This is a genomic window from Leclercia sp. UBA2479 (assembly GCF_002341985.1).
GTDB lineage: Bacteria > Pseudomonadota > Gammaproteobacteria > Enterobacterales > Enterobacteriaceae > Enterobacter > Enterobacter pneumoniae.
The window spans coordinates 46,698-61,492 of the sequence record NZ_DDPB01000011.1 but is presented as its reverse complement, the minus strand read 5'-3'; the positions used below and the strand labels follow the sequence as shown (position 1 = coordinate 61,492).

At 56.6% G+C, this 14,795-nt stretch carries 14 protein-coding genes; 9 read left to right on the top strand and 5 right to left on the bottom strand.

Annotated elements, in window-relative coordinates:
• Window positions 1-8: 8 nt before the first annotated feature.
• Window positions 9-509: a cell-envelope stress modulator CpxP gene (gene cpxP, locus B3B59_RS17160; RefSeq protein ID WP_040078003.1), complete on the bottom strand. Its 501-nt coding sequence runs from the start codon at window positions 507-509 to the stop codon at window positions 9-11.
• Between the two features lie 150 nt (window positions 510-659).
• Between cpxP and cpxR the strand changes: the two genes are divergently transcribed.
• Window positions 660-1,358 carry an envelope stress response regulator transcription factor CpxR gene (cpxR, locus tag B3B59_RS17155; protein WP_040078001.1) on the top strand — a complete coding sequence of 233 codons (699 nt, stop codon included), beginning with the start codon at window positions 660-662 and terminating at the stop codon, window positions 1,356-1,358.
• Complete coding sequence (gene cpxA / locus B3B59_RS17150; RefSeq protein ID WP_040078000.1) at window positions 1,355-2,728, top strand: envelope stress sensor histidine kinase CpxA; 1,374 nt, start codon at window positions 1,355-1,357, stop codon at window positions 2,726-2,728. The genes cpxR and cpxA overlap by 4 nt, the downstream gene beginning before the upstream one ends.
• Window positions 2,729-2,830: 102 nt before the next feature.
• Here cpxA and yiiM read toward each other — a convergent pair whose 3' ends face one another.
• The 4 genes from yiiM to rhaS (B3B59_RS17130) form a co-directional block, all read right to left on the bottom strand.
• Window positions 2,831-3,505 (bottom strand): 6-hydroxyaminopurine reductase, encoded by a 675-nt coding sequence (gene yiiM, locus B3B59_RS17145; RefSeq protein ID WP_286772228.1) that lies wholly within the window; start codon window positions 3,503-3,505, stop codon window positions 2,831-2,833.
• Between the two features lie 65 nt (window positions 3,506-3,570).
• Entirely contained in the window at window positions 3,571-4,191 is a 621-nt protein-coding gene (gene sodA, locus B3B59_RS17140; protein WP_003861999.1) for a superoxide dismutase [Mn], read from the bottom strand.
• Window positions 4,192-4,343: 152 nt separating this feature from the next.
• Window positions 4,344-5,192, bottom strand: coding sequence for an HTH-type transcriptional activator RhaR (gene rhaR / locus B3B59_RS17135; protein ID WP_233804084.1), 849 nt, complete (start codon window positions 5,190-5,192; stop codon window positions 4,344-4,346).
• Between the two features lie 71 nt (window positions 5,193-5,263).
• A complete protein-coding gene (rhaS, locus tag B3B59_RS17130) occupies window positions 5,264-6,100 on the bottom strand; it encodes an HTH-type transcriptional activator RhaS (RefSeq protein ID WP_286809608.1) in 837 nt (278 codons plus the stop codon).
• A gap of 301 nt (window positions 6,101-6,401) precedes the next feature.
• Between rhaS (B3B59_RS17130) and rhaB the strand changes: the two genes are divergently transcribed.
• The 7 genes from rhaB to B3B59_RS17095 all read left to right on the top strand — a co-directional run bounded on the left by rhaB (window position 6,402) and on the right by B3B59_RS17095 (window position 14,755).
• On the top strand, window positions 6,402-7,871 hold the full coding sequence (rhaB, locus tag B3B59_RS17125) for a rhamnulokinase (RefSeq protein WP_286809607.1): 1,470 nt from the start codon (window positions 6,402-6,404) through the stop codon (window positions 7,869-7,871).
• Window positions 7,868-9,127 (top strand): L-rhamnose isomerase, encoded by a 1,260-nt coding sequence (gene rhaA, locus B3B59_RS17120; protein ID WP_286809606.1) that lies wholly within the window; start codon window positions 7,868-7,870, stop codon window positions 9,125-9,127. Before rhaB ends, rhaA begins: the two co-directional genes overlap by 4 nt.
• 120 nt (window positions 9,128-9,247) lie before the next feature.
• A complete protein-coding gene (gene rhaD / locus B3B59_RS17115) occupies window positions 9,248-10,078 on the top strand; it encodes a rhamnulose-1-phosphate aldolase (RefSeq protein ID WP_040077991.1) in 831 nt (276 codons plus the stop codon).
• A gap of 78 nt (window positions 10,079-10,156) precedes the next feature.
• Window positions 10,157-11,143 carry a rhamnose ABC transporter substrate-binding protein gene (gene rhaS / locus B3B59_RS17110; RefSeq protein ID WP_046886197.1) on the top strand — a complete coding sequence of 329 codons (987 nt, stop codon included), beginning with the start codon at window positions 10,157-10,159 and terminating at the stop codon, window positions 11,141-11,143.
• 104 nt (window positions 11,144-11,247) lie between these two features.
• On the top strand, window positions 11,248-12,750 hold the full coding sequence (locus B3B59_RS17105; protein ID WP_040077989.1) for a sugar ABC transporter ATP-binding protein: 1,503 nt from the start codon (window positions 11,248-11,250) through the stop codon (window positions 12,748-12,750).
• On the top strand, window positions 12,750-13,754 hold the full coding sequence (locus tag B3B59_RS17100; RefSeq protein ID WP_286809605.1) for an ABC transporter permease: 1,005 nt from the start codon (window positions 12,750-12,752) through the stop codon (window positions 13,752-13,754). The genes B3B59_RS17105 and B3B59_RS17100 overlap by 1 nt, the downstream gene beginning before the upstream one ends.
• A complete protein-coding gene (locus B3B59_RS17095; protein ID WP_207292645.1) occupies window positions 13,751-14,755 on the top strand; it encodes an ABC transporter permease in 1,005 nt (334 codons plus the stop codon). Before B3B59_RS17100 ends, B3B59_RS17095 begins: the two co-directional genes overlap by 4 nt.
• The last annotated feature ends 40 nt before the right edge of the window (window positions 14,756-14,795 follow it).

Sequence of the window (14,795 nt, the reverse complement as noted above, 5' to 3'; positions counted from 1 at the left end):
AACAGGGTTTACTGGTTGCTACGGGTATTGCTACTGAAAAACGTTGAGTCGGAACTCTTCTGCATCCGTGCAACCTCACGCAACTGATCCATCCGTTGCTGATGTTTCTCGTTCAGAACCGCTTGCTGCTCAGGCGTTAGCAGATGGAACATTTGGTTGCGGACCCGGGCCATCTCGACCTGGCGAGCAACCTGCTCTTGCGCCATCTTTTCTGCCTGAACGCGCACAGCGCTTTCATCAAAATTTTCTGCGGTGACAAGGCGGTGCATTGTCTCCATTTCGCTAACATTAACAGGGGGCTGGTCATGTCTTGCCCTCTGCATCAGATCTCGCATCTGTTGACGCTGATGTTCGGTTAAACTTATGCCGTCAAACATATGGCTTTGGCTGCTGGGTTGCGTAATGCCCTCACTGGAGGACTTGTTATCGCCGGTGATGACTCCAGCCGCCTGGCTTAAAGCACTAAACGCCAGTGTTGAGGCCATGACGGCAGCGGTAACTTTGCGCATCACTTGCTCCCAAAATCTTTCGTGTCGCGATTCAACGAGAGACAGTCTACGATTCAGGCTGCAAACATGCGTCAGGGGGTGTAAAACAACGTAAAGTCATGGATTAGATAGCCTTGATGACGTAATTTCTGCCTCGGAGGTATTTAAACAATGAATAAAATCCTGTTAGTTGATGATGACCGAGAGCTGACATCCCTGTTGAAGGAGTTGCTCGACATGGAAGGCTTTGATGTACAAGTTGCCCATGACGGGGAACAGGCGCTGGGTCTCCTTGACGATAGCATTGACTTGCTTTTGCTCGACGTCATGATGCCGAAGAAAAACGGTATCGACACCCTTAAAGAGCTTCGCCAGACACACCAGACACCCGTTATTATGCTGACCGCGCGCGGCAGCGAACTTGACCGCGTCCTCGGCCTTGAGTTGGGCGCAGACGACTATCTACCGAAACCGTTCAATGACCGTGAACTGGTGGCCCGTATTCGCGCGATTCTGCGCCGTTCACACTGGAGCGAGCAGCAGCAGAATACCGATACCGGATCGCCAACCCTTGAAGTAGACTCCCTGAGCCTGAATCCAGGTCGCCAGGAAGCGAGCTTTGACGGCCAGGCGCTGGAGTTGACCGGTACCGAATTCACCCTGCTTTATCTCCTGGCGCAACATCTGGGCCAGGTGGTATCGCGTGAACATCTTAGCCAGGAAGTGCTGGGTAAACGTCTCACGCCGTTCGATCGGGCCATTGATATGCACATCTCTAACCTGCGCCGTAAGTTGCCAGAGCGTAAGGATGGGCATCCGTGGTTTAAAACCCTGCGTGGCCGTGGTTATCTGATGGTCTCCGCTTCATGATAGGCAGCTTAACCGCCCGCATCTTCGCCATTTTCTGGCTGACGCTGGCACTGGTTTTGATGCTGGTCTTGATGCTGCCTAAGCTCGATTCCCGCCAGATGACGGAGCTCCTCGATAGCGAGCAACGTCAGGGCATCATGATTGAGCAGCACGTAGAAGCGGAGCTCGCTATTGATCCGCCCAATGATTTGATGTGGTGGCGCAGGCTTTTTCGCGCCATTGATAAATGGGCACCGCCCGGCCAACGTCTTCTGCTGGTGACCAGCGAAGGGCGCGTGATCGGTGCGGAACGCAGTGAAATGCAGATCATTCGCAACTTTATTGGCCAGGCAGATAACGCCGACCATCCGCAAAAGAAAAAATATGGTCGGGTCGAGATGGTGGGGCCCTTCTCCGTGCGTGACGGGGAAGATAACTACCAGCTTTACCTGATTCGTCCTGCAAGCAATTCCCAGTCCGATTTTATTAACCTGCTATTCGACCGGCCGCTTCTGCTGCTGATTGTCACGATGCTGGTCAGCTCACCGCTGCTATTGTGGCTGGCATGGAGTCTGGCTAAACCTGCACGTAAGTTGAAAAATGCGGCCGATGAAGTGGCGCAGGGTAACCTGCGACAGCACCCTGAACTGGAAGCGGGGCCGCAAGAATTCCTGGCGGCAGGGGCCAGTTTTAACCAGATGGTGACGGCGCTTGAGCGGATGATGACCACCCAGCAACGCCTGTTATCTGACATCTCTCACGAGCTACGCACGCCGCTGACGCGCCTGCAGCTCGGAACCGCCCTGCTTCGCCGCCGTAGCGGAGAGAGCAAAGAGCTGGAGCGTATCGAAACGGAAGCGCACCGTCTGGATAGCATGATCAACGACCTGCTGGTGATGTCTCGCAATCAGCAGAAAAATGCGCTGGTGAGCGAAAAGGTGAAGGCCAATCACCTGTGGCATGAGGTGCTGGACAACGCCGCCTTTGAAGCTGAGCAGATGGGCAAGTCGTTTACCGTTAACTTCCCGCCCGGACCCTGGCCGCTGTACGGTAACCCCAACACGCTGGAAAGCGCGCTGGAGAATATCGTGCGTAACGCCCTGCGTTACTCGCATACGAAGATTGAGGTGGCCTTCTCGGTCGATAAAGACGGCATCACCATTAACGTGGATGATGACGGCCCGGGCGTAAGTCCGGAAGATCGCGAACAGATTTTCCGTCCGTTCTACCGTACCGATGAGGCGCGCGATCGCGAGTCTGGCGGCACGGGGTTAGGTCTGGCGATTGTCGAGACCGCGATGCAGCAGCACAATGGCTGGGTGAAAGCCGACGACAGCCCTCTGGGCGGTCTGCGGTTGACGCTGTGGCTGCCGCTGTATAAACGTTCGTAGCTCCCCCCTCACCCTAACCCTCACCCCATAGGGGAGAGGGGACTGCCCGGTGCGTTTTTTTCACCCTCGCCCCTTTGGGGAGAGGGCCGGGGTGAGGGGCCGTTACCTCCCCCACAATCTCCGCGAATTATCCTCGATCTTCCCGCTAATACGGCGCTTCTGCATCGTTCTGGTCCAGCTGGTGGACAATCCTGCCGCCGACAGCAGGCGATGGTACTGCTCATCGTCAAACGGCATATGCCAGGCGATCGCGCAGGCATCGTACACCGACACATCACTCACGCGGGAAACGAGTTCCAGTGGGGCATCCGTCAGCACTTTCCCCGCCAGCACCACCCGGTAGAGCCAGCCGGTTTTACCGGCACTTTGCAGCCGGGCGGACATATCCTCTATGCCAAAATGGTAGTTAAGTTTGAAGCACGGCGAACGCGGCTGCGTCACCTGAATCAGGGCATCACCCCAGCGGAAGATATCGCCGATAAAGACGTTTTGTTCGGTCAGCCCTTCGGTAGAGAGGTTCTCGCCAAACGCGGGGGCGACGAAGCGCTCCGCCTGCCCGGGGAATTCGTTCATCCAGAAAGCATAATGCTCGCGCGGATAGTGGCACAGCGCGCGCTCCGGCCCGCCGTGAATTTTCTTTTCAGCCTGCTCATCACCCACGAGACCGCGCTCGGTTAAGCTCAGCTCGCCGTCTACCTGTACTTTGCCGATAGCGCTGGGGCGGCTGCCTTCGTACTCCGTTACCTTGCCTGTAAACACGTTGACCGGGTAGTGCATCTCTACTCCTTCAGATACAAAAAAGCGAGTCATCAGACTCGCTTCTCATTCAGGTCAATGCAACCTTATTTTTTAGCAGCGAAACGCGCAGCAGCTTCGTCCCAGTTCACGACATCCCAGAAGGCTTTGATGTAGTCAGGGCGACGGTTCTGGAACTTCAGGTAGTAAGCGTGTTCCCACACGTCCAGACCCAGGATTGGGAAACCGGATGCACCAGAGATTGCTTCACCCATCAGCGGGGAGTCCTGGTTAGCAGTAGAAACTACCGCCAGTTTGTCGCCTTTCAGCACCAGCCACGCCCAGCCAGAGCCGAAACGGGTCGCAGCGGCTTTTTCAAACTCAGCTTTGAAGTTGTCCACGGAACCGAAGTCACGCTCGATAGCGGCTTTCAGGTCGCCCTGCAGGGTGGTGCCAGTTTTCAGGCCTTTCCAGAACAGGCTGTGGTTAGCGTGACCACCTGCGTTGTTACGCAGTACGGTTTTTTTGTCGGCTGGCAGCTGGTCAAGTTTGGTGATCAGCTCTTCAACCGGCAGGTTAGCGAACTCTGGCAGGCTTTCCAGCGCAGCGTTCGCGTTGTTCACGTAAGTCTGGTGGTGTTTAGTGTGATGGATTTCCATCGTCTGCTTGTCGAAATGCGGTTCCAGTGCGTCATAGGCATACGGCAGGGATGGCAGTGTATAACTCATAATCCTCTCCATTAGTGTCGGGCGGCACAGCTGTTAATGCCGCGTAAGCAGTTGGTTCATTATAGTTAATTAAATGATATTGAAAATGATTATCAATGCCGCACTCTTTGTGTGGTTATTAATTTATTATAAATGACTGAATGACGGGGCGATCATGCCGCCTTGCGGCTGCGCTGGCGCCACTGGACCGGCGTCATGCCCACTTCGCGGTTGAACACCACGGAGAAGTAGTTACTGTCCTCAAAACCGCAGCGCATCGCCACCTCACTCACCATCAGTTCCGTGTGCTGCAACAGGTATTGTGCGTGGCAGATCCGCAGCTGGCGCAGGTAATGATTAACCGTCATACCGGTCTGCGTGCGGAACTGCTGACGCAATGCCCGCTCGCTGCACTGCTCCTGCTCGCAGAACTTCTCCAGCACAAAGCTGCGGTTCAGGCTGCCCGCCAGAGCGGTGATGAGTTTGTCGAGCAGGGCTTCCTGCTCATTCGCTGAAGGGTGATCGGTGGCGTAACGAAAGCGCTTAAGCGTCATCACCAGCTGCGCGAAAAGGAGTTCAGACATTGAGTTAGCAAGGGGATCACTCTTCTGGCTCTCTTGCTCCAGTTGGGCAATCACCTGTCGAACCTGAGTCATGCCGTTACTGCTCAGTCGCCAGTGCGGTTCGCCGCGCGCCTCAGTAAAACGCGGAATAGCCGCCGCCCAGTCGACGTTGAGCTTCAGCCTTTCAGGGCAGTAGATAACGTTCTGCAACACCAGGTCGTTAACAGAAGCGTAGGAGTGTTTATCTTCGGCGCGAATGTAAAACAGGTCACCGCGGGTGATGCGATAAGGACGGTCATTAAGCACGTGAAGCCCGTTGCCTCGCCAGACCAAAACCATTTCGCAAAACTCATGGGTATGCTCGGCAAAGACATTTTGCGGGTAGCGATCCGCCACGGCAACGGCCTGGTCGGCACCGGCAAAAAAGTCGGCTTTGCGGAGGATCAACTGAGCGGCCACGGTACACCTCAACGACTAATAACCGCTTATTATCGGCCATTTACGCTGAAAAAACGGTGATTTTCCTCGCGTTACTGAAGCGGCGTATCCCGGCCCTGGCGAATGTCGCGCGGGGACCAGTTAAATTCCCGGCGAAATAGCGTTGAAAAATGGTTACTGTCGCCGAAACCGCAGCGATAAGCGATATCTGTCACGCTCTCATCGGTGTGGCGCAACAGATGACGCGCCTTAATCAGGCGTAAACGGTTGAGATAGCGCTGTGGCGTTGACCCGGTGTGCTGTTTCAGCTGGCGATGCAGGGTGCGCAGCGAAAGCGAAAAGTTATCTGCCAGCGTTTCCCAGCACACATCTTCGGCAAAATGGTCTTCCAGCCACGCCATCAGCTGATTAAGACGCTCATCGTTATTGCCCGCCTTTTCCATCAGGCTGCTACGGCGCAGCAGGACCAGCAGCTGCATAAACAGCAACTCATAACTGGCGATCGCATGGGTATCCCCGCCAGCGTCCATCCTCTCCATCTGGCTTACCAACTGCCTCACCTGCTGTAAGGTGGACTGGTTAACACGCCAGTGCGACGGATAATGGCCGTCCTGCTCCTGCGGCAACAGCTTATTCAGTCCCGACAGAAACTGGAACGCCTCTGGCGAACGGTAGAGAACATTGGTCAGGCAGAGGTTGTCGGTATGTTCATATAAATGCCGATCATGATCGCGCACAAAGCAGACGGTACCGCCGCTAATGGTATAGGGCTGGCCGTTGAATACGTGTATGCCGGTGCCGTGTTCCACAATCACAATCTCATGAAAATCATGATGGTGTTCTGGAAACGCCGCCTGAGGAAGCCGTGGCTCGATCGCGACTGGCGAACCTCCAGAAGGGAAAAAATCCACGCTGTGCAGTACGGTCATAACGGCCCCTACGAATGAGAAATGTTCTCAAAATAGTAATTAAGCCCCTGCGAACTCACCTTAAATTTTTGACAGCAAAGTGCGCAAAGCCTGTCGGTTTTTTAAGAAACGCGCGGAAAGATCGGGAAATGCGGTCAGGGTCACATCTCCTGAATTCCCGGGGATAACTGGAAACTGTGAACTCTCTCACGTTCACCTTCGCTTTCTTGCCAGCTGCCGATTTTGCCTGTCAGTGGCAAGAAGGTCTGTTTTTCTTCCCTTTCTTACACTCTCCGCTAATGACTTAAGAAAGGATCTGACCATGACTGTTCGCCATTGTGTGGCTGTCGATTTAGGTGCCTCCAGCGGCCGCGTCATGCTGGCCCGCTATGAACCTGCTCAGCGCACACTTTCGCTACGCGAAATCCACCGCTTTGTAAACTGCCTGCAGAAGCAGGACGGTTTTGATATCTGGGATATCGATAGCCTGGAGGCGGAAATCCGTACCGGCCTGACTAAGGTGTGCGATGAGGGTATGCGTATCGACAGTATCGGCATTGATACCTGGGGAGTGGATATCGTGCTGCTGGGCCACAACGGTGAGCGCGTTGGCCTGCCTGTTTCATATCGTGATGCCCGTACAGACGGCGTCATGGCTCGTGCCGTGGAGCAGTTAGGTAAAGCCGACATCTACGGCCGCAGCGGCATTCAATTTCTCCCTTTCAACACTCTGTATCAATTGCGTGCACTGGTGGAGCAGCAGCCAGAGCTGACGGCACAGGTTGCCCATGCGCTGATGATCCCGGACTACTTCAGCTACCGGCTGACCGGGAACATGAACTGGGAGTACACCAATGCCACTACCACGCAGCTGGTGAATATCAATTCTGATACCTGGGATGAGAACCTGTTGAACTGGACGGGGGCATCTCCCCAGTGGTTTGGCACCCCGACTCACCCGGGCAACGTGATTGGCCAATGGGGCAGCCCGCAGGGCAACGCTATCCCGGTGGTGGCCGTCGCCAGCCATGATACCGCCAGCGCCGTGATTGCAGCGCCGCTGGCCGATCAGGATGCGGCGTATCTCTCTTCCGGCACCTGGTCGCTGATGGGCTTTGAGAGCAAAACCCCCTACACCTGCGAGAAGGCGCTGGCGGCCAATATCACTAACGAAGGCGGCGCCGAAGGGCGCTACCGGGTGCTGAAAAATATTATGGGGCTCTGGCTGCTTCAGCGGGTGCTGAAAGAGCAGGCCATCAGCGACCTGCCTGCGCTGATTGCAGAGACCGAAAGGCTGGTGCCCTGCCGCTTCCTGATCAACCCCAATGATGATCGTTTTATCAACCCGGCAAATATGAGCAGCGAAATCCAGAGTGCCTGCCGTGAAAGCCATCAACCGGTGCCTCATCTGCCGGCTGAATTAGCGCGCTGCATCTTCGACAGCCTCGCCCTGCTCTATGCCGACGTACTGAGCGAACTGGCGGCACTACGCGGCAAACCGTTTAGCCAGTTGCACATTGTGGGCGGCGGCTGCCAGAACGCGCTGCTGAATCAGCTTTGCGCCGACGCCTGCGGGATCACGGTGATTGCCGGGCCGATTGAAGCCTCTACGCTCGGCAATATCGGTATCCAGCTCATGACCCTGGATGAGCTGCGTAGCGTCGATGAATTCCGAACGCTGGTCAGTCACAACGACAACCTCACCACGTTCACCCCTAATTCCTGCCATGAAATTGCCCGCTACCGGGCACAGTTTCAGCAAAACCGACTGACAAAGGAGCTTTGCGCATGACCACTCAATTAGAACAAGCCTGGGAACTGGCTAAACAGCGTTTCGCCGCCGTGGGCGTGGATGTCGAGGAGGCGCTCCGTCAGCTCGATCGTCTGCCGGTCTCCATGCACTGCTGGCAGGGCGACGACGTCGCAGGCTTCGAGAACCCAGGCGGCGCACTGACGGGTGGTATTCAGGCAACCGGCAACTATCCGGGTAAAGCCCGCAACGCCGGGGAGCTGCGCGCGGATCTGGAGTTGGCCCTGAGCCTCATCCCCGGGCCTAAGCGCCTTAACCTGCATGCCATCTACCTTGAATCCGACGAGCCTGTCGCCCGTAACAAAATCAAGCCGGAACACTTTAAAAACTGGGTGGAGTGGGCAAAAGCAAACAAGCTGGGTCTGGATTTTAACCCCTCCTGCTTCTCCCACCCGCTCAGCGCGGATGGTTTTACCCTTGCCCATATTGATGACGAGATTCGCCAGTTCTGGATCGAGCACGTGCAGGCCTGTCGTCGTATCTCGGCTTACTTCGGCGAGCAGCTTGGCACGCCATCGGTGATGAACATCTGGGTCCCGGACGGCATGAAAGACATCACCGTCGACCGCCTCGCGCCGCGTCAGCGTCTGTTGAATGCGCTGGATGAGGCGATCAGCGAGAAGCTTAACCCGGCGCACCACATCGACGCCGTAGAGAGCAAGCTGTTCGGCATTGGCGCAGAGAGCTATACCGTGGGCTCCGGCGAGTTCTACATGGGTTATGCCACCAGCCGCCAGACGGCATTGTGTCTGGATGCCGGCCACTTCCACCCAACCGAAGTGATCTCCGACAAAATTTCCGCCGCCATGCTCTACGTGCCGCGCCTGCTGCTGCATGTAAGCCGCCCGGTGCGCTGGGACAGTGACCACGTCGTGCTGCTGGATGACGAGACCCAGGCCATTGCCAGCGAGATTATCCGCCACGACCTGTTCGACCGCGTGCACATCGGCCTCGACTTCTTTGATGCCTCTATCAACCGCATCGCGGCATGGGTTATCGGCACCCGCAATATGAAGAAAGCCCTGCTGCGCGCCCTGCTGGAGCCAACTGCGGAGCTGAAGAAACTGGAAGCGCAAGGCGATTACACCGCGCGTCTGGCGCTGCTGGAAGAGCAAAAATCACTGCCATGGCAGGCCGTCTGGGAGATGTACTGCCAGCGTAATGACACGCCGGCAGGCAGCCAGTGGCTGAATAACGTGCGGGCGTATGAGAAAGACGTGCTGAGTCAGCGCGGATAACTGCCCCCTCACCCCTGCCCTCTCCCCAAAGAGGAGAGGGTGTTCAAATTCCCTCCCCCCTGTGGGGAGAGGGTTAGGGTGAGGGGTGTTACCTCACCGCGATAACTGGAAAAGAAAACTATGCAGACCATCACTAACGCCTGGTTCGTCCAGGGCATGATTAAAGCCACTTCCGATGCCTGGCTGAAAGGCTGGGATGAACGCAACGGCGGTAACCTGACGCTGCGTCTTGATGACGCAGATATCGCGCCGTTTGAAGCGGATTTTCACCAGAATCCGCGCTATATCGCGCTGAGCCAGCCTATGCCTTTGCTGGCGAATACCCCTTTTATCGTGACCGGTTCCGGTAAGTTCTTCCGCAACGTGCAGCTCGACCCGACCGCAAACTTAGGCGTGGTAAAAGTGGACAGCGACGGCGCGGGGTACCACATTCTTTGGGGGCTCACAAACGAAGCGGTGCCAACCTCAGAACTGCCGGCACACTTCCTCTCCCACTGCGAGCGCATTAAGGCGACTCATGGCAAAGACCGGGTGATCATGCACTGCCACGCAACGAATCTGATCGCCCTGACCTATGTGCTGGAAAACAATACCGACTTCATTACCCGCAAACTGTGGGAAGGCAGTACCGAGTGTCTGGTGGTGTTCCCGGACGGGGTTGGCATCTTACCGTGGATGGTACCGGGCACCGATGAGATCGGCGAAGCCACTGCGCAAGAGATGCAGAAGCATTCGCTGGTGCTGTGGCCATTCCACGGGGTATTTGGCAGCGGTCCAACGCTGGATGAAACCTTCGGTCTGATCGACACCGCCGAGAAGTCCGCAGAAGTGCTGGTAAAAGTCTATTCCATGGGGGGGATGAAACAGACCATCACCCGGGAAGAGTTGATTGCGCTGGGCAAACGCTTTGACGTCACCCCTATGCAGTCGGCGTTAGATCTCTACAAATAAGAACATCGCGCCCCGCTCACAGAGACGGGGCGAAACTTACCTGCAATCCCTACAACTGACTCAAGTGGAGTAAAAGCAATGAAAATAAAGACAAGCTTGATCCTCACCGTTGCCGCGCTGGCGTTGTCCGGTTCCGCTCTGGCGGAAGTTAAAATTGCCCTGGTGGCAAAATCGTTAGGTAATGGGTTCTTCGAAGCCGCCAACGTGGGCGCGCAAGAGGCAGCCAAAGAGTTAGGTGATGTTAAAGTCATTTATACCGGGCCGACCACCACCACCGCTGAAGCGCAGATCGAAGTGCTGAACGGTTTGATCGCCCAGGGGGTGGATGCGATCGCTATCTCCGCCAACGATCCTGATGCGCTGGTGCCGGTGCTGAAAAAAGCGATGCAGCGCGGTATTAAAGTCGTTTCCTGGGACTCTGGCGTGGCGAAAGCCGGTCGTCAGATCCACCTGAATCCTTCCAATAACGCCCTGATCGGCGAAACCAACGTGAAGCTGGCAGCCGACGCGCTGAAAGCCCTGAACGCGGAAAAAGGCGAAGTGGCCGTACTGAGCGCCACCCCCACCTCAACCAACCAGAATACCTGGATTGCCGAGATGAAAAAGGTGCTGCCACAGTACCCGTCCGTCAATCTGGTGACCGTGGCCTACGGCGACGATCTTTCTGATAAGAGCTATCGCGAAGCGGTGGGCCTGCTGAAAACGTATCCGGATCTGAAAGTGATCGTCTCGCCCTCCTCCGTAGGTATTGTCGCCGCCGCCCAGGCGGTGAAAGACCAGGGCAAGATAGGCAAAGTGTACGTCACCGGTTTAGGTCTGCCGTCTGAAATGGCGGGCGCGGTGAAATCGGGCGCCAGCAAAAGCTTCGCTATCTGGAATCCGATTGACCTTGGCTACGCCGCTACCTATCTGGCGGATGACCTGGTGAAAGGCACCGCCACCAAAGGCGAAGCCAGCATGGGCAGACTGGGCAAAGTGAAGCTGGATGCCGATGGCAACGGCGCCATGGCTGAGCCGTTTGTTTACGATGCCAGCAACATTGATAAGTTCTCGAAGATTTTCTAATCCTTTCTCCCTCTCCCTGTGGGAGAGGGTTGGGGTGAGGGCATCAGACCGCACTTCCCCTAACCTTCTCCCGAGGTGAGGGGGGATAAATATGGAGAACTATCATGACACCACTCCTCCAACTGAAGGGCATCACCAAGGTCTTCCCCGGCGTGCGTGCCCTTGAGAACGTTCAGCTTGAGCTCTGGCCAGGTAAAGTCACCGCCCTTATCGGCGAAAATGGCGCGGGCAAATCCACGCTGGTGAAAGTGATGACCGGCATTTACCAGCCTGAAGAGGGCGAAATTCTCTACAAGGCAATCCCTATTCAGCTCCCGACACCGGAATCTGCGCACAAGGTCGGCATTACGGCAATTCATCAGGAAACCGTCCTGTTCGATGAACTCTCGGTCACCGAAAACATTTTTGTCGGTCAGTACCTCTATAAAGGCCTTTTTAAAAAACTCGACTGGTCAGAGATGCACCGCCGCGCGCAGGCCATCCTCACCCGACTGGAGGTACAGATTGACCCACGGGCTACGCTAAAAACCCTGAGCATCGCCCAGCGGCACATGGTGGCGATCGCCCGCGCGCTGTCTTTCGATGCGCAGGTGGTGATCCTCGACGAGCCGACCGCAGCCCTGTCGCAGCACGAAATCCTCGAGTTTTATCAGATCGTGGAGCGCTTAAAGCAGGACGGGAAAGCGATCCTCTTCATCTCGCATAAATTCGACGAAATCTTTGAGCTGGCCGACCATTACACCATTCTGCGCGATGGGGTGTATGTCGGTTCCGGCGCGATGAACGACATCACCGAAGAGCGGATGGTCGCCATGATGGTGGGCCGCGCCATCACTCAGACCTTCCCCAAAGTGGAGTGCGAAAAGGGCGAGACGGTGCTGGAGGTGAAAAACCTGTGCCACCCCACCGAGTTTGCCAACATCTCCTTTACCCTGCGCAAAGGCGAAATCCTCGGCTTTTACGGGCTGGTTGGCGCCGGGCGCACCGAGCTGATGCAGGCCCTCTCTGGCGTCTCGCGCCCCTCCTCCGGTGAAATCGTCCTGAAGGGTAAAACGCAGCATTTCCGCCAGCCGTCGGACGCCATCAAAGCCGGCATCGTCTGCGTGCCGGAAGAGCGCCAGAAGCAAGGGGCGATCATTGAGCTGTCGATTGCGCAGAACATCAGCCTGCCGCAGCTTGGCAAAATGAACCCCAACGGGGTGCTAAATCATGATCGTGAATGGCAGCTGGCGGATGAGTACGCCAGACGTCTGCAGGTGAAAGCCTTTAGCTGGAAACAGCCGGTTGAAACGCTTTCCGGCGGGAATCAGCAGAAGGTGGTGATCGGCAAATGGCTGGCGACACATCCTGACGTGATCATCCTCGATGAGCCAACAAAAGGCATTGATATTGGCTCCAAAGCCGCCGTTCATCAATTTATGTCCGAGCTTGTCGGTCAGGGTCTGGCGGTGATTATGGTCTCGTCAGAACTGCCGGAAGTGATGGGTATGGCCGATCGCATTATCGTCATGCACGAAGGGCTGATGGTGGCGGAGTATCAGGCAGGGGGCGCAACGGCAGAAACCATCGTCAGCGCCGCCAGCGGTGCAAAACAGGAGGCCGCATAATGGTCAGGCAACTGCTGAAACACCGTGAAGCGCTGCTGGGCGCGGTGATCATTTTGATGATCGTCGCCATTGGCAGTCGCGTGCCCTCGTTTATCGCCCCGGGAAACCTGGTGGAGATGTTTAACGATACCTCCATCCTCATCATTCTCGCCCTCGGCCAGATGATGGTGCTGCTCACCAAAGGCATCGATCTGTCGATGGCGGCTAACCTGGCGCTGACCGGCATGATCGTCGCGCTCATCAATTTCCATCATCCGGATGTGCCCGTCTGGGCGCTGCTAATTCTGGCCACGGCGCTCGGCCTGCTGATGGGCATGATCAACGGGCTGCTGGTGTGGAAGCTCGGTATTCCAGCCATTGTGGTGACGCTGGGTACGATGAGCATCTATCGTGGGATTATCTTTTTACTTTCTGGCGGCGGCTGGGTGAACTCCAATCAGATGGGGGCAGATTTCCTCGGCCTGCCGCGTGCGGCGGTGCTGGGCTTGCCCGTACTGAGCTGGTGTGCGATTGCCGCGCTGTTGCTGGTGGGCTATTTCCTGCGTTACAGCCGCACCGGGCGTGCGCTCTACACCGCGGGCGGTAACGCTACGGCGGCCTACTACACCGGCATCAACGCCGGGAAGATGCAGTTTGTCAGCTTCTGCCTGTCCGGTGCGCTGGCAGGGTTCTGCGGATATCTGTGGATTTCCCGCTTCGCCGTGGCCTATGTCGACGTGGCTAACGGCTTTGAGCTGCAGGTGGTGGCCGCATGCGTGATTGGCGGTATCAGCACGATGGGCGGCACCGGTCGCGTGCTCGGCTGCCTGTTCGGCGCGCTGTTCCTCGGGGTAATTAACAATGCCCTGCCGGTCATCGGCGTGTCCCCGTTCTGGCAGATGGCCATTTCCGGCACGGTGATTGTGATTGCGGTGCTGCTCAACGAGCGCGGCAATAAACGCAAAGGGCGGTTAATTCTGCGCGATGCGGCGCTGGCGCGCCAGAAACTGGCGGTGAAATCATGAGCAAAATTATGACCACTGAAGAGATGAAACCGACCCCACCCTCGACGGGTTTTTTCCAGAAACTGCTGTGTTGGGAAGGGTTCTTGCTGGCGGTCACGCTGGCGGTATTTGTGGTGAATGCCCTCGCATCGCCTTATTTCCTCGATATCTGGAACCTGTCTGACGCCACTTTTAACTTTACCGAAAAAGCGATCATCGTGCTGCCGATGGCGATGTTGATTATCGCCCGCGAGATTGACCTCTCCGTGGCCTCTACCATTGCGCTGAGCTCTACGGTGATGGGCTTTTGCGCAGCGGCGGGCGTAGATACTCCGTTGCTGGTCTGCGTGGGGCTGGGCGTCGGGCTGCTGTGCGGCCTGTTCAACGGCTGGCTGGTGACGCGCTTTAACTTATCTTCCATTGTCATCACCATCGGCACCATGAGCCTCTATCGCGGGATCACCTACATCCTGCTGGGCGATCAGGCACTGAACAGCTATCCGGAGAGCTTTGCCTGGTTTGGGCAGGGTTACGTCTGGGGCGCACTGTCGTTTGAGTTCGCGCTGTTTATCGTGCTGGCGGCGGTGTTTGCCTTTGTGCTGCATCGCACCAACTTTGGTCGCCGGACCTATGCCATTGGCAATAACCCGACCGGCGCATGGTATTCCGGCATTAACGTGAAGCGTCACAACCTGCTGCTGTTTGCTCTGGTGGGGCTGATGGCGGGTCTCGCCTCGGTGTTACTTACCTCGCGCCTGGGCAGCACGCGCCCGACGATTGCGATGGGCTGGGAGCTGGCGGTAGTGACCATGGCGGTGCTGGGCGGTGTAAACATTCTGGGCGGATCCGGCAGCATGGTGGGGGTGATTATCGCCGCCTTCCTGATGGGGCTGGTGACCTTTGGCCTGAGCCTGCTCAACGTGCCGGGGATTGTGATGTCGGTGATTATCGGCGCGATGCTGATTGTGGTGATCTCACTGCCGATTATCACCCGGCGAATTATGCAGCGGAGACGGATTTAATTTCCCCCTCACCCTAACCCTCTCCCCAGGGGAGAGGGAA

Bases quoted from the DNA above. Each gene is read 5' to 3' on its own strand.
- cpxP (WP_040078003.1), bottom strand. From the start codon at position 509: ATGCGCAAAGTTACCGCTGCCGTCATGGCCTCAACACTGGCGTTTAGT.
- cpxR (WP_040078001.1), top strand. From the start codon at position 660: ATGAATAAAATCCTGTTAGTTGATGATGACCGAGAGCTGACATCCCTG.
- cpxA (WP_040078000.1), top strand. From the start codon at position 1,355: ATGATAGGCAGCTTAACCGCCCGCATCTTCGCCATTTTCTGGCTGACG.
- yiiM (WP_286772228.1), bottom strand. From the start codon at position 3,505: ATGCACTACCCGGTCAACGTGTTTACAGGCAAGGTAACGGAGTACGAA.
- sodA (WP_003861999.1), bottom strand. From the start codon at position 4,191: ATGAGTTATACACTGCCATCCCTGCCGTATGCCTATGACGCACTGGAA.
- rhaS (WP_286809608.1), bottom strand. From the start codon at position 6,100: ATGACCGTACTGCACAGCGTGGATTTTTTCCCTTCTGGAGGTTCGCCA.
- rhaB (WP_286809607.1), top strand. From the start codon at position 6,402: ATGACTGTTCGCCATTGTGTGGCTGTCGATTTAGGTGCCTCCAGCGGC.
- rhaA (WP_286809606.1), top strand. From the start codon at position 7,868: ATGACCACTCAATTAGAACAAGCCTGGGAACTGGCTAAACAGCGTTTC.
- rhaD (WP_040077991.1), top strand. From the start codon at position 9,248: ATGCAGACCATCACTAACGCCTGGTTCGTCCAGGGCATGATTAAAGCC.
- rhaS (WP_046886197.1), top strand. From the start codon at position 10,157: ATGAAAATAAAGACAAGCTTGATCCTCACCGTTGCCGCGCTGGCGTTG.
- B3B59_RS17105 (WP_040077989.1), top strand. From the start codon at position 11,248: ATGACACCACTCCTCCAACTGAAGGGCATCACCAAGGTCTTCCCCGGC.
- B3B59_RS17100 (WP_286809605.1), top strand. From the start codon at position 12,750: ATGGTCAGGCAACTGCTGAAACACCGTGAAGCGCTGCTGGGCGCGGTG.
- B3B59_RS17095 (WP_207292645.1), top strand. From the start codon at position 13,751: ATGAGCAAAATTATGACCACTGAAGAGATGAAACCGACCCCACCCTCG.